The sequence below is a fragment of the Rhodococcus sp. ACPA4 genome, from assembly GCF_002300185.1.
Taxonomy (GTDB): Bacteria; Actinomycetota; Actinomycetes; order Mycobacteriales; family Mycobacteriaceae; genus Rhodococcus_F; species Rhodococcus_F globerula.
The window spans coordinates 4,918,690-4,932,168 of record NZ_NSDY01000001.1 but is presented as its reverse complement, the minus strand read 5'-3'; the positions used below and the strand labels follow the sequence as shown (position 1 = coordinate 4,932,168).

Here is a 13,479-nt window from a genome sequence, read left to right as displayed (position 1 = left end):
GTTCTCGGTCACGCTGATTCGTCTCCTGTAGTCCGGTCGCGTCAGACGCGCTCGATGATGGTGGCAACGCCCATACCGCCGCCGATGCACAGCGTGACGAGAGCACGCTTGCCACCGCGACGCTCGAGTTCGTCGACCATCGTGCCGAGAATCATTGCGCCAGTGGCGCCGAGCGGGTGTCCCATGGCGATTGCGCCACCGTTGACGTTGAGCTTCTCGTCCGGAATGTTGAGGTCCTTCTGGAACTTCAGGACGACGGAGGCAAAAGCCTCGTTGATCTCGAACAGGTCGATGTCGTCAACCGTCAGGCCGGCCGCAGCCAGAACCTTCTTGGTTGCCGGCGTCGGGCCGGTGAGCATGATCGTGGAATCGGCACCGCTGGTCGCCGTCGCGACGACGCGGGCACGCGGGGTCAAATTCATTGCCTGACCGGCACTCTCGGAGCCCACGAGCACCAGTGCGGCGCCGTCGACGATTCCCGAGCTGTTACCACCGTGGTGAACGTGGTTGATCTTCTCGACCCAGTGGTACTTCTGCAGCGCTACCGCGTCGAAGCCGCCGACCTCACCGACGACACTGAACGCGGGTGCAAGTCCGGCAAGGTTTGCCGCCGTGGTGCCCGGACGCATGTGCTCGTCGTTGTCGAGAACGGTGATGCCGTTGATGTCCTTGACCGGGACAACGGACTTGGCAAAGTATCCGCCGGTCCAAGCCTTCGCGGCCAGATCCTGCGACCGGACGGCGTACGCGTCGACATCGTCACGCGAGAAACCCTCGATGGTGGCGATGAGGTCTGCGCCGACGCCCTGCGGAACGAAGTAGTTGTCGTAGTTGGTGGCCGGGTCCAGTGCCCACGGTCCGCCGTCCGAGCCCATCGGGACCCTCGACATGGACTCGACGCCACCGGCGATCACGAGCTCGTCCCAACCGGAGCGAACCTTCTGGGCTGCCATGTTCACGGCTTCCAAACCGGACGCACAGAAGCGGTTGATCTGCACGCCACCGACGGTGTCAGGAAGCTTCGCGTCGTTGACAGCGATGCGCGCCATGTCGGCACCCTGATCGCCCACCGGCCCGACGATCCCGAGGATGAGATCGGAGATCCGGTCTTCGTCGAGATCGGGGAAGCGCACGCGCAGTTCCTGGATCAGACCCGTGACCAGCGAAATCGGCTTGACCGAGTGCAAAGACCCTGTCTTCTTGCCGCGGCCTCGCGGGGTACGGATGGCTTCATAAATGAATGCCTCTGTGGTCACTGTGAGGTGTTCCTTCCGTCTAATTCGTCGAACCGGCCTGCAGTCAGACCTCCGGTCCACCCACTGTAGAACGTGTTCCAAATTATTGGGAAGGACCAAAGCGATCGTGCTTGATGACCGAGAGGATCAGACGGGCCGCACCTACTCGAGCTTGCGTGCTCCCAGGACGTCCTTGAGCAGTTCCTTTGCCACTTCCTCCGGGTCGCGACGGGTTGTCGGATCGGCAGGTTGCGCAGCCTCCGCGAACATCTGCTTTTCTTCTTCCGGCGTTGCCGCGGCAGGTGTCGCTTCGTAGTCGACCTCGGGGGCCGGTCCAGGGTCGTCCGGGTAATCCGGAGCCTCGGGCGGCGGAATGTCGTCGGAACCGCGATCTGCGCCCTGCGGCCGCGATGTCGACGCAGGAGCCTTGGCCGCCCGCTCCTGACTTGGCCGCGAGAACCGTGGCGCTGCCGCCGGGCGCGCCGGAGCCTCGGCCGCCTTGGCTGCCGGACCCGAACCGGCCGGGACAACCGGTGCACCCTCCTGGTATTCCACTTGCCAAGTGCCACCGAACATTTCGGAAAGCACTTCACAGATGACCGCCGCATTGTGCGGCGAGGTGACACGCGCACCGAGCACCGGAGTGACATGCGCAATCACCAACACATGGCCACGCACATCGTGAACCGTCGCGGCCGACAGCATGGCCGGTAGGACCTTGTTTCGCTCACCCACCTTGTTGCGCAACGTATTCCACGACTCGCGGAGTGTTTCGACGGTCGGGCCTGCCGAAGCTGGGGCCGCGACCGGTACCTCTTCCTCAACCGGAGTGGGCTCGGGTTCCGGTTCGGCAACCGGCGCGGGCTCGACAACGGGCTCAGGCGCAGGTTCGGGTGCAGCCTCAACCACCGGAGCAGGTTCGGGCTCAACAATCGACTCAGGCGCAGGTACAACCTCAACCACCGGCGCGGGCGCAGGTTCAGGCGCGGCCTCGACTACAGGTGCGGGCGGCACAACCTCCGGCTCTGCTTTGCGCTGCGACGGACGCTGGAACTTGGACTCCACTGGAGGCTCTGGGGACGGCGCCGGCGCAGCATGCACTGCCGGCGGAGCCGTACTCGAAGCAGCAACAACGGACCCTACCGGCGCGAAACCTGCTGCCGGGATACCTCTTTCGACCTTTTCCAACCGCTGAAGCAGAGCCGATTCGGAATCCGACGCCGATGGCAGCAGCATCCTCGCGCACATCACTTCGAGCAACAGACGAGGGGCGGTGGCGCCGCGCATCTCACCCAGCCCGGCGTGGACGGTCTCGGCAAAACGCGTCAGGGTGGCCGGTCCGACGTTCTGAATCTGTTCACGCATGGTGACCAGTTCAGCTTCGGGTGCGTCGACCAATCCTGTTTCGGCAGCGTCGGGAACTGCTTGCATCAGGATGAGATCGCGGAGGCGTTCGAGGAGGTCGAGTGCAAATCTACGGGGATCGTGCCCGGCGTCCATGACACGTTCGACGGTTCCGAACAGCGCGGCACCGTTACCGGCGGACAGTGCGTCCACGGCCTCGTCGATGAGGGCCACGTCGGTAACGCCGAGAAGTGAGAGAGCCCGCGGGTAGGTGACGCCTTCGTCGCCGGCTCCGGCCAGGAGCTGATCGAGAACGCTGAGAGAGTCACGCGGCGATCCGCCACCGGCCTTGATGACCAATGGGTACACCGCCGGCTCGACAGCGACGTTCTCTTGCGCACACACGTTCTCGAGGAGCCCGCGCATCGTGGACGGCGCGAGAAGCCGGAACGGATAGTGGTGCGTACGCGACCGAATGGTCGGAAGGACCTTTTCGGGTTCCGTGGTCGCGAAGACGAAGATGAGATGCTCGGGCGGCTCTTCCACGATCTTGAGGAGTGCGTTGAAACCCGCCGCCGTGACCATGTGGGCCTCGTCGATGATGAAGATGCGGTAGTTCGACTCGGCCGGCGCGTAGAAGGCTTTGTCGCGAAGCTCACGGGTGTCGTCGACACCACCGTGACTCGCGGCGTCGAGTTCGGTGACATCGACGTTGCCGGAACCGCCAGGACCGAGCGCGATACAGGAGTTGCACACTCCACACGGCGTCGACGTCGGGCCTTCCTTGCAGTTCAGTGAACGCGCCAGAATACGAGCTGACGACGTCTTTCCGCAGCCACGAGGGCCGGAGAACAGATAGGCATGGTTGATACGCCCTGCGTCGAGGGCGGTGCTCAGTGGTGCGGTGACATGTTCCTGCCCCACCACCTCGGCGAAGGACGCCGGTCGATACTTCCGGTACAGGGCCACGCGCAAAGACTACCGGCGAGGTACGACAGCTCGCCCGGTGCGGGTGCAACGCCCAGACGGATACGAAACATGTTCGCAACATGGTCGCAGCGCAGTGGAAACCACACGCACCCATCGTGGATGCCGAGCATGCGGACAGGTCCGCATGTGGGAGGAGAAAACTGTGCCCGCCACCATCGACGCCGGAGCAACCGCCTGGTTGCTCATCAGCACCGCACTCGTTCTACTGATGACTCCGGGCCTTGCCTTGTTCTACGGCGGCATGGTCCGCTCGACCGGCGTACTGAACATGATCATGATGAGCTTCGTCTCCATCGCGCTTGTCACCGTGGCCTGGCTGTTCGTGGGTTACAGCCTCGTATTCGGTGACGATCACGGCGGCATCATCGGCGGACTCGAACACCTCGGGATGGCAGGTATCGACCCGTCGACCGTGCACGGGAACGTTCCGGAAGTGCTGTTCGCGACCTTCCAACTGACGTTCGCCATCCTGACCGCAGCACTGATCAGTGGCGCCATCGCAGACCGGGCAAAGTTTTCCGCCTGGATGATCTTCGTCCCGATCTGGTCCCTCCTCGTCTACGCACCGGTCGCTCACTGGGTGTGGAATCCGGACGGTTGGCTGGCTCGAATGGGAGCCCTCGACTACGCGGGCGGCTTGGTCGTCGAGATCGTCTCCGGCGCGTCTGGCCTCGCTCTGGCTCTGGTCCTCGGTCAGCGCATGGGATTCAAAGCCGAGTCGATGCGTCCGCACAACCTTCCCTTCGTCCTGCTCGGCGTCGGCCTGCTGTGGTTCGGGTGGTTCGGTTTCAACGCCGGTTCCGCTCTTGCCGCCGACGGTATGGCCGCGCAGATCTTCCTCAACACCCTCGTCGCCGGTTGCACCGGCCTGTTGGGCTGGCTGTTCGTCGAGCAGAACCGCGACGGCCATCCCACGACCTTCGGCGCCGCGTCCGGCGTCGTTGCCGGCCTTGTGGCAATCACGCCGTCCTGCGGAACCGTCAATATGTTCGGGGCCGTGATCATCGGACTGATCGCCGGCATCGTCTGCTCCTATGCCGTTGGCTGGAAGCACAAGCTCGGCTACGACGACTCCCTCGACGTGGTCGGCGTGCACCTCGTCGGCGGCATCATCGGATCCCTGTTGATCGGACTCCTCGCGACGGCCGTCATGACCGGCGGCCCTGAAGGACTCTTCTACGGTGGCGGTCTTGCACAGCTCGGTAAGCAGTTTGTCGGTGTTGTCGTCGTCGCGCTCTATGCCTTCGGTGTCACCTACGGCCTCGGCAAGCTGATCGATCGAACCTTCGGCTTCCGCATCTCGCGCGAAGACGAGGCCCGCGGAATCGACGTCGCACTGCACGCCGAGTCCGCCTACGAGCACGGCGTCCTCGGACACGGTCCGATCGGCGGCCAGAACCCCAGTCCGTTCCTTCAGCGTCAGCGAGAGGAACGTGGGGAACGAGAACGCGACCGGGACTGAAGGCAGGGGTCAGCGGGGATCACCGCCTGCACAAGGCTCGTAGACCGAACTCGCGAAATCCGGGACGGTAGGTGCCGGCGAACCAGCGAGGGGCGCCTGCTCTTCCCATGATTCCTTGGTGATGGTCATCGGCAGGTAGGCGTCCTTCAACGCTTCCCAGGCCGCAGTTCCCGCCTCCGGAGCCACGCCGGTCAGCTCTGCCATCCACTTCCCCATTACGGCGGCGTTTTGCGGATCCTGCGAGAAATCGTAGGTGTCCCACATCGCCTTGCAGTAATTCATGACGTCATTCGGACGCTCTGCGATCGTGCTGCAGGACGCGGTGGGATAACCGTGATTGAGACCCGACAGCGCATTGCCGGGCTTACCGATGATGTCCGTGACACGCACGAACTCGGATTCGGAGAGCTGCGACGCCATGGTGGGACCGTAATAGAGGACGTCGACCTGTTTGGCCTTGAACGCCGCGATTGCGGTGGCAGGCGCTCCGACTCCGACAAAAGTTATGTCCTTGGCCGGATCCATACCCGCCTCTTGTGCCATCTGGCTGATCCACAATTCCATTCCCGCACCACGGGCTGTCACGCCGATCGTTTTGCCTTTGATGCTTGCCATCGTGGTGTCGGGATCGGCTGGGTCACCGGCAATCTCGGTTCCCGGTTGCGCGATCACATCCATCGTGTTGCCCACCAGGGAGCCAAGAGCTTTCACGCATGCGCCCTTCTCGATCGCCGGCCACAGCATCGCCGGCACCATCGAACCGACCGTGAGGTCGTTGGAGATGACCGCGGCGGCAACAGCATTGGTCAAGGCAGGTGGATTCAATTCGACGTTGACTCCACGCTTGTCGAAGAACCCCTCGTTCTCGGCGACGACGGTAAGCAGATCGGTGGGCACCCCTTGGGTGACTCCGATCCTCATGACGGAACCCTCTGCCGAAGCGGCATCACTCCCGCATGCCCCCAAAGTGAATGCGGCAACTGTCGTAGCGGCGATGAACATCGTCTTCGATGTCCGGAAACTTTGCGTGTTCAACTGATGTCCTCGAATACTCAAGTGGGTGACGGAATGTGGAGCCTGGACTAGATGACGACGCCGCCGTTGACGCTGATCACCTGGCCGACGAGATAGTGATTTTCACCGGCTAGGTAGAGCGCCAGGGACGCATATTCCTCAGGCTTTCCGAGCCGTCCGACCGGGATCATTTGATAGAGATTCTGCTTTTCCTCGTCGGTGGCATGTTCGAGATAGGCCTCGAACGGCGGAGTGAGCACACCTCCGCACGCGATTGCGTTCACAAAGATGTTGGCGCCGGCTACATCCAGGGCGACAGTCTTGGTCAGGTTCGCTACGGCGGCCTTGCTCGCGGAGTAACCAGGACTGTGCATGCTTGCGGTGGATATACCGGCGACAGAGGAAATGTTGACGATCCGGCCGTACTGCTGAGGTTCCATGTACTTCAGTGCCTCGCGGGTGCAGTAGAACAGGCCGTGCACGTTGACATCCCACCACCGGAGCCAGTCGTCATCATCGAGGCTGCTGGTAATTCCGACTGCGCGCCGAGGAACAGGTGTCGTGACGTACTCGTAGTGCTTGTTACGTCGAATCTCGTCGGCCGGCGAGGTCGGCACAATTGCCGCATTGTTCACGAGAATGTGGACGGTACCGAATCTCTCTGCTGCAGCCGTGAACATTTCGGCCACTTCACTTTTCGACGAGACATCACAACGAACCGGAAGACTCTCGCGCCCCAAGCCCTCGATCTCGGCTGATACCTCTGCGAGTTTGTCACCCTGAACATCACACAGGACAAGGTTCGCGCCTTCCTCGGCCATCGCGAGTGCGATAGCCCGGCCAAGACCTTGTCCGGCGCCCGTGACAACCGCAACCCGGTTGAGAAGTTTCATGCACAATCCCTTTCTCGAAGAAATACGTGTGCCGACAAAAAGGTGTGGACAACAGGGTTTTCGGGCACCGAGCATGTCGCGGGGCAATGCTCGGCCCAATCGATGTGACGACCATCACGCTACAGTCGGTCCCGGCGACCGCGTTGACAGATTGGGTCGATATCCTTGACGACATGGGACAACACGTCGAGAGTTCGGGCCGTCGATGCTGAGGCTACGTAGTGCTGTCTTGAACGGATATGTCGAAGTGGCACAGTCGGTTGGACTGAATCCTCACCCCCTGATGCGGGTTGCCGGGATCGACCCCGCCTCGTTTGCCGCGACGCAGGGATGGATCGCAGCGAAGTCCGTGAGCGAGTTGCTCGAACTCTCCGCATCACAATCGGGCCGTGACGATTTCGGCCTCAGAATGTCCCTTGATCGCGGTGTGTCGAACCTCGGTCCGGTGGGCCTGATCGCACGCGAGGAGCCCGACGTACGGAGCGCACTCGGAATCGTATTGCGCCACATGAAATTACACAACGAAGCAATCCGTCTCGATTTGACAGAATCTCGCGGCCTGGCCACGATTCGAGTGACGCCGATGGACGGGATGATCCTGGGACAGCAATCGGTGGATCTGGTTGTCGCGTCGACCCTACGAGTCCTGTGCGATTTCCTGCCCGACGAATGGCTACCGATATCCACCTGTTTCACACACGCTGCGCCCGCCGACGACGAGATGCACATTCGCATCTTCGGCCCGTCCATCCACTTCGATCACGAGATCGACGGAATCATCATTGCAACAAGCGATTTGGATGCACCAAATCGACTGTCCAACCCCGTACTTCGTCCGTTCGCCCAAGAGTATCTCGGACTACTCGCACCGCCGGAGAACCCGTCCCTGGCCGGACAGGTCCGAGACCTGATCGCCACACTGCTACCGACAGAGCATTGCTCGGTGACGCGTATCGCGCGCAGTCTGGGGATGGACAGGCGGACACTGCATCGGAGATTAGCGCAGTCGGGTGAGACGTACTCGTCGATCCTGGATGCGGTGCGACGCGATCACGCCACCTTGTCGATCGAGCGCGGGGATCGCTCCCTCACCGAAATCTCGGTGGAACTCGGGTTTTCCGAATTGAGCGCGTTCTCGAGGTGGTTCCGCCAACAGTTCGGGTGCAGTCCGAAGGCCTGGCCGCAACAGTAACTCCGGGCCGTTCACCGACTGCTTCGATGATGTCCGAGGTAGGCAATAGTGGACCGACTGGCGGTACAGCCGTCAGCCAACTGGAGCAATCGGTGTCGACCGAACCTTCTCGATGAACTCGCGGGTTTCCTCGGCATCACGCGGACGGTAGAGGCGCATGCCGTAATAGAACTTCTGCCCCTCCGTCGCGCGGATGACGTTCGGCTTGTTCGCTACGCGGTCGTCACCGAACCAGATGCTGATGGTGCCGTCGTCGTTGCGAACCAGTTCGCTGTCGGACAGGCCAGGTCGGTCGACGTCGAGCCAGCCCATCCCGTCGTACTTGATCACCGAGAAGTATCCGTTGCGCTCGTAGTCCAGCGGCGGAACAGCAAAGGTCCACACATCCACACCGGTGGATGTGGCCACCGCCTGGAAGTATTGGGCATCCTCGGGCGGCAGACCACCCCAGCCCAGGCGGGCGCCCAACAGGTGCTGGTAAGAATCCGTACTGACGGGGGTACCGAAGCCCTTGGAGAAGTCCGCCTCGGCGGCATGAGTTTCCAGCTCGGCGCCGACCGACTTGCGGGTGTCCTCGTCGAACTCCCGGCCTCGGTACGGATTGGACGTCGCGGCGGTGATCCGGCGTGCATCCTGCAACTCGTGGGCGCGGGCGAGCCCGCCCCCGGTCGCGGTGCGGCCCGCCACATACACATGAGTGCCGGTGGACAGGTCGGCGTTGCGCACTGTCAAAATCTCACCGGGGTAGATGACACCGACGACGTAATGGTTCTCGTCGATGATCTCGGCCACCTGGTATTCGCTGGACGGCGCGAGCGAGAAGGTGGCTTCCTCGGTCACGTCGACGACGGCGAAGGAGTAGATCAGGTCCACGTTCGACCGGATCACGACCTGGGTTTCGACGTTCACCGGCACCCTGGAGTGAAAGTACCTGTTGACGGGGGCCTTGGTGAGCTGCTCCCGGAAGTAGTGCGCGGTTTCAGCCTCGACGAAGTTGTCTCGGGTTACGATCTCGGCCACGGGGCGTCCCTTCTCGAATCAACAGATCAACGACGACGCTAATCGCCCGTGGAACCGCTGCCTTCGCCCGCCGCGGGTGAATTCACTGGCTGCGATATCTGCCCGCCCTGCATCATCGGCCGAGTTAGATCGAGCCCGCATCCCTGGAGAACCCTTTCGCGTCAGGGCGTGACCGACGCCTTCGCTGTGGACGGTTCAGCGCACTCTGGCGATCCCTCGCCCATCCGATCGCGACGATGTGCATGATCGACCGCCACACCTCTGCCCTGTCACGTGTGTTCGCGACAGGGCCTTCTCACTGGCGGGGTCAACTAATCAATCACGGCTGCCTTACGGGCCAACCGCCGCGCGTGCTCGCTGCGCGAGAATCAGTGCGAGTTCAGCGTTGCGCGCAACTCCCCCAACATGTCACGGAACTCCTTGCTGCTTTCCAGGCCGGCCTCATCTCGAGGTCGATCCATCTCGATTTTCATATCCACCACAACCTCACCGGCGCGCATGGCAACTACCCGATCCGCGATGAGCAATGCCTCGTTCAGATCGTGTGTCACGAAAACCACGGTCTGCCGTTCCTGGCTCCACACATCAAGGAATTCGTCGCGAACCACGTCGCGGGTCTGCGCATCCAGCGCCGAGAACGGCTCATCCATGAGGATCAATGCCGGCTTCATCACCCACGTCCGGGCGAGAGCCGCACGCTGACGCATGCCCTGCGACAGTTGCCACGGGTACCGGTCCGCTGCAGCCTCGAGTCCGACTCTGCGCAGCATCTCCATCGACCGCTCACGCCGCTCGGCCTTTCCGACATGAGCAAGCTCCATACCGAGCTCCACATTCTGCCTGGCCGTACGCCACGGATACAGCGCGTCACGGGCGAACATGTATCCCATCTCCGAACGCGCCTGCGCCGGACTGGTGCCCAGCACCGAGACGGAGCCGGTGGTCGGATGAATCAATCCCCCCATCAGATTCAGCGCTGTTGTCTTTCCGCAGCCACTGTGTCCTACCAGTACCAACAGCTCACCCCGCTTACCCGTGAGCGAGAGATCTCGAACTCCGGAGAAGGTGCTCGCGCCAGCTGGCGTGTAATCCAATGTTGCAGAACGAATCTCGAACGCGGGGTCTTCGACTGCAACGGCGTTGTCGGTTCCCACAGCTTTCACTCCTGTATACGTCATCATGCGTCCTGCGGGGGTTGCCAACGAAGAATCGACTTCTCGATACGCCCGGCGGCAGCGTTGAACACTGCGGCGATCACTGCAAGAACGATCAGCGCGGCGTACACCGTCCCGAGGTCGAACGCAGCCGAGGATGCCGAGATCTGCTGCCCCAAGCCACTTGTCGAGGCGATGAGTTCCGCGCCGACTACGCCGAGGAGCGAGTAGATCAGGCCTAGCCGAAGACCGGCGAAGATGGACGGCACGGCCACCGGCAAGAGCACCTTGTAGAAGCGCTGCCACTTACTCGCTCCCATGACCACGGACAGCCGAAGCAATTCCGAGTCGGCACTCGAAACACCGGCCCTGGTATTGATGGTGATGATGAAGACAACCAGCGTGAATGCCAGGACGATTTTCGAGGTCGAACCGATACCGAAGTAGATGACGAACACCGGGGCAAGAGCAATGCGCGGCATCGCATTGATCGCGTCCAGGAACGGAGAAACCACGGCCTCGACGCTCGGCGCCAGCGCGAGCCCGATGCCCGCGGCAATACCGATCACCGCGCTCAGAATCAATGCGATGAAGGCCGCAGACACCGTCGACCACAGGTCAGGCCAGAAAGTGCCTTTCTCCTGCCAAGCTAGAAAGGCCTCCCACACGAGCTTCGGGTTCGACACCACCAGCTTGTTCTCACCGGCGTAGTTGTAGCTGATCTGCCAGGCAGCCAGTATCGCGATCAGCAGCGCTATCTGCACCGCGAGTAATGATCCGCCGGAAAGTTTGGCCTTGGCGCCGGTAGCGCCGACAACAACTTTCTTACCCTTCGGCTTCTTTTCCTCTGGTGGGACAGGTTGAAGTACCGGGTCGACGCGCGTCGTCGCGACGGCAGCGGGAGGGGTCATCGCGGATCACCACCCGTGCACGGTTCGTACACCGAGCTGGCGAAATCCGGGGCGACGGGAGCCGGCGAACCAGCCAACTCGGCTTGCGCTTCCCACGATTCCTGCGTGATGGTCATCGGCAGATACGTCGATTTCAGTGCGTCCCAGGCTGCCGGTCCCCCGGCAGGCGAGACACCGATCAGCTCGGACATCCATTTGCCCATCGCCGCAGCGTTTTTGGGATCCTGCGCAAAATCGTAGGTGTCCCACATCGCCTTGCAGTAGTTCAACAAGTCGTTCGGGCGTTGCTCGATCGTGTTGCAGGACGCCGAGGGATACCCCTGAACAAGCGAGGAAAGCGCATTCCCGGGCTTGCCGATAATGTCCGTCACGCGCACTACTTCGGATTCGGGCAACTGCTCGGCCATAGTGGGGCCGTAGTAGAGAACGTCAACCTGCTTGGCCTTGAACGCCTGGATTGCTGTGGCCGGCGCTCCGACTCCCACGAACGTGACGTCCTTGGCCGGGTCCAGACCGGCATCGTTGAGCAGCTGCGTAATCCACAGTTCCATGCCGGATCCACGGGAAGTGACACCGATGGTCTTTCCTTTGATGCTCGCCATAGTGGTGTTGGGATCGGTGGGGTCACCGGCGATCTCGGTGCCCGGCTGCGCAATCACATCCATCGTGTTTCCCAGCGTGGAGCCCAAAGCCTTTGCACAAGCGCCCTTGTCGATTGCCGGCCACAAGGTCCCGGGCACCATGGTCCCGACAGTGATGTCGTTCGAAATGACGGCGGCGGAGAGGGCGGTGGTCAAGGAGGGAGGCATCAGTTCGACGTTGACCCCACGCTTGTCGAAGAAGCCCTCGTTTTCAGCAACGACGGTGAGCAGATCGCCTGGCACTCCCTGAGTGATTCCGATCTTCATGACAGAGCCGTCGGCAGAGGCAGAATCACTGCCGCAGGCACCCAAACTGAATGCGGTCGCTGTAGTGGCGGCGATGACCGCCGCCTTCCGTGCCCAAGAACGTTGTGAACTCATCTGACTTTTCTCATACCCTTTAGTGTCTTGTGAAGGTAGTCGCTACGAACCGGGATGCGAGCCAACACAATTGGTGTGCGCAAAATGCGCCGGCGGCTGTACTGAGCGTGTCCGGGGCACGGCAGTACTGGCGCGCCCCGGACAAAACATGCAGGTTGACGAAAAATCAGGCGTGGTGGGTGAAACCCAACTGACCCGGCCGACGATTCGGCGCATAACCCAACTTCGCCAACGTCTCATCGGTATCGGCATACCTCTGACCGATCCGATAAATATCGCGAGCTTCCTTACCCGTAGCCACCTCACGGCCCAACTCACCCGCAATACGCACCAACTGCTCGATCTGCTGCACCGACGTCATCTTCTCGCCCTTACGGCCCCAAATCGTGTCCTCGTTACCGCACCGCGCATGCAACCCCATCGCGATCGCCATCGTGTTCACCGGCAACACACTGCGCATCAACGTCTCGAGCGTCAGACACGCACCATCAGGAACCCGCGAAACGAAATTCATCATGTTGTACGGATTCGGACCGTCGAACCCACCACCGATCGCCACCCACGTCAAATTCACCGGACCCGTATAGATCCCCCGGCGGATCAACCGCTCCACCGTCTCGAGCTGCGGAATACTCGAGAGCTGGAAATGCGGCTGAATACCCGCCTCCTGCAACCGACGCAAATGCTCCGCCACCCACTCCGGACCCGCCGGAACCGTCATCTCACGGTAGGTGTTCGCCAACTCCGGACGCTCCATCGACGTCCCCGCAATATCATCCGGGGTCATCAACTCCATGATGTTCATCTGCGACGTATTGATCGCAATCGTCACCTGATCCGGAGCCGGATCCAACGTCGCCAACATATGCCGCACATCATCGGAAAGCCACTTCGCATCCGCACCTTCACCTTCCGGCGCAAACGAAATCGACCCACCCACCTGCAAAATCATCTCCGGCACAGCCTCACGCAAACGGCCCAACAACTCGTTGAACTTCGAAAGCCGCTTCGAACCCTTACCGTCAAGCTCACGAACATGAATATGCAACACCGTCGCACCCGCGTTGTAGCAATCCACCGCAGTCTGAACATGCTCGTCCATCGTCAACGGCAGATCCTCCGCAAAATCGTCCGGCTCCCACTCCGGACCATACGGCGCAACCGTAATCACAAGCTTCTCCTGAACCTCCGGGAACAGGGCATCATCGTGAAAATGCATAACAAAACTCCAATCAGATGAGA

General features: G+C 61.6%; 11 protein-coding genes. 2 read left to right on the top strand and 9 right to left on the bottom strand.

Annotated elements, in window-relative coordinates:
- Positions 1–41: 41 nt before the first annotated feature.
- Together CJ178_RS22590 and CJ178_RS22585 are read right to left on the bottom strand one after the other, a co-directional pair.
- On the bottom strand, positions 42–1,256 hold the full coding sequence (locus CJ178_RS22590) for an acetyl-CoA C-acetyltransferase (protein ID WP_033235863.1): 1,215 nt from the start codon (positions 1,254–1,256) through the stop codon (positions 42–44).
- 141 nt (positions 1,257–1,397) lie between these two features.
- Complete coding sequence (locus CJ178_RS22585; protein WP_095887708.1) at positions 1,398–3,548, bottom strand: DNA polymerase III subunit gamma and tau; 2,151 nt, start codon at positions 3,546–3,548, stop codon at positions 1,398–1,400.
- Between the two features lie 163 nt (positions 3,549–3,711).
- On the opposite strand from CJ178_RS22585, the gene CJ178_RS22580 reads away from it, so the two are divergent.
- Positions 3,712–5,031 carry an ammonium transporter gene (locus CJ178_RS22580; RefSeq protein WP_033235861.1) on the top strand — a complete coding sequence of 440 codons (1,320 nt, stop codon included), beginning with the start codon at positions 3,712–3,714 and terminating at the stop codon, positions 5,029–5,031.
- Between the two features lie 9 nt (positions 5,032–5,040).
- On the opposite strand, the gene CJ178_RS22575 is transcribed toward CJ178_RS22580, so the two are convergent.
- A complete protein-coding gene (locus CJ178_RS22575; protein ID WP_143547534.1) occupies positions 5,041–6,066 on the bottom strand; it encodes an ABC transporter substrate-binding protein in 1,026 nt (341 codons plus the stop codon).
- A 47-nt stretch (positions 6,067–6,113) separates the two neighbouring features.
- The gene (locus CJ178_RS22570) at positions 6,114–6,938 is read right to left on the bottom strand and encodes an SDR family NAD(P)-dependent oxidoreductase (protein ID WP_095887706.1); all 825 of its coding nucleotides are present in this window, start codon (positions 6,936–6,938) and stop codon (positions 6,114–6,116) included.
- Positions 6,939–7,185: 247 nt separating this feature from the next.
- Between CJ178_RS22570 and CJ178_RS22565 the strand changes: the two genes are divergently transcribed.
- Positions 7,186–8,130: an AraC family transcriptional regulator gene (locus CJ178_RS22565; RefSeq protein WP_204368972.1), complete on the top strand. Its 945-nt coding sequence runs from the start codon at positions 7,186–7,188 to the stop codon at positions 8,128–8,130.
- Between the two features lie 72 nt (positions 8,131–8,202).
- On the opposite strand, the gene CJ178_RS22560 is transcribed toward CJ178_RS22565, so the two are convergent.
- The 5 genes from CJ178_RS22560 to CJ178_RS22540 form a co-directional block, all read right to left on the bottom strand.
- Complete coding sequence (locus CJ178_RS22560; RefSeq protein WP_095887705.1) at positions 8,203–9,150, bottom strand: DUF1214 domain-containing protein; 948 nt, start codon at positions 9,148–9,150, stop codon at positions 8,203–8,205.
- 368 nt (positions 9,151–9,518) lie between these two features.
- Positions 9,519–10,328 (bottom strand): ABC transporter ATP-binding protein, encoded by an 810-nt coding sequence (locus CJ178_RS22555; RefSeq protein WP_045066868.1) that lies wholly within the window; start codon positions 10,326–10,328, stop codon positions 9,519–9,521.
- Positions 10,328–11,215, bottom strand: a complete 888-nt coding sequence (locus CJ178_RS22550; RefSeq protein WP_095887703.1) for an ABC transporter permease — start codon at positions 11,213–11,215, stop codon at positions 10,328–10,330. Before CJ178_RS22550 ends, CJ178_RS22555 begins: the two co-directional genes overlap by 1 nt.
- Complete coding sequence (locus tag CJ178_RS22545) at positions 11,212–12,237, bottom strand: ABC transporter substrate-binding protein (protein ID WP_033235858.1); 1,026 nt, start codon at positions 12,235–12,237, stop codon at positions 11,212–11,214. Before CJ178_RS22545 ends, CJ178_RS22550 begins: the two co-directional genes overlap by 4 nt.
- Before the next feature lie 166 nt (positions 12,238–12,403).
- Entirely contained in the window at positions 12,404–13,456 is a 1,053-nt protein-coding gene (locus tag CJ178_RS22540) for a 3-keto-5-aminohexanoate cleavage protein (protein ID WP_033237424.1), read from the bottom strand.
- Positions 13,457–13,479: the final 23 nt, after the last annotated feature.

Excerpts from the sequence above, each read along its gene's own strand:
- CJ178_RS22570 (WP_095887706.1), bottom strand. The coding sequence starts at position 6,938 with ATGAAACTTCTCAACCGGGTTGCGGTTGTCACGGGCGCCGGACAAGGT.
- CJ178_RS22555 (WP_045066868.1), bottom strand. The coding sequence starts at position 10,328 with ATGACGTATACAGGAGTGAAAGCTGTGGGAACCGACAACGCCGTTGCA.
- CJ178_RS22550 (WP_095887703.1), bottom strand. The coding sequence starts at position 11,215 with ATGACCCCTCCCGCTGCCGTCGCGACGACGCGCGTCGACCCGGTACTT.
- CJ178_RS22545 (WP_033235858.1), bottom strand. The coding sequence starts at position 12,237 with ATGAGTTCACAACGTTCTTGGGCACGGAAGGCGGCGGTCATCGCCGCC.
- CJ178_RS22540 (WP_033237424.1), bottom strand. The coding sequence starts at position 13,456 with ATGCATTTTCACGATGATGCCCTGTTCCCGGAGGTTCAGGAGAAGCTT.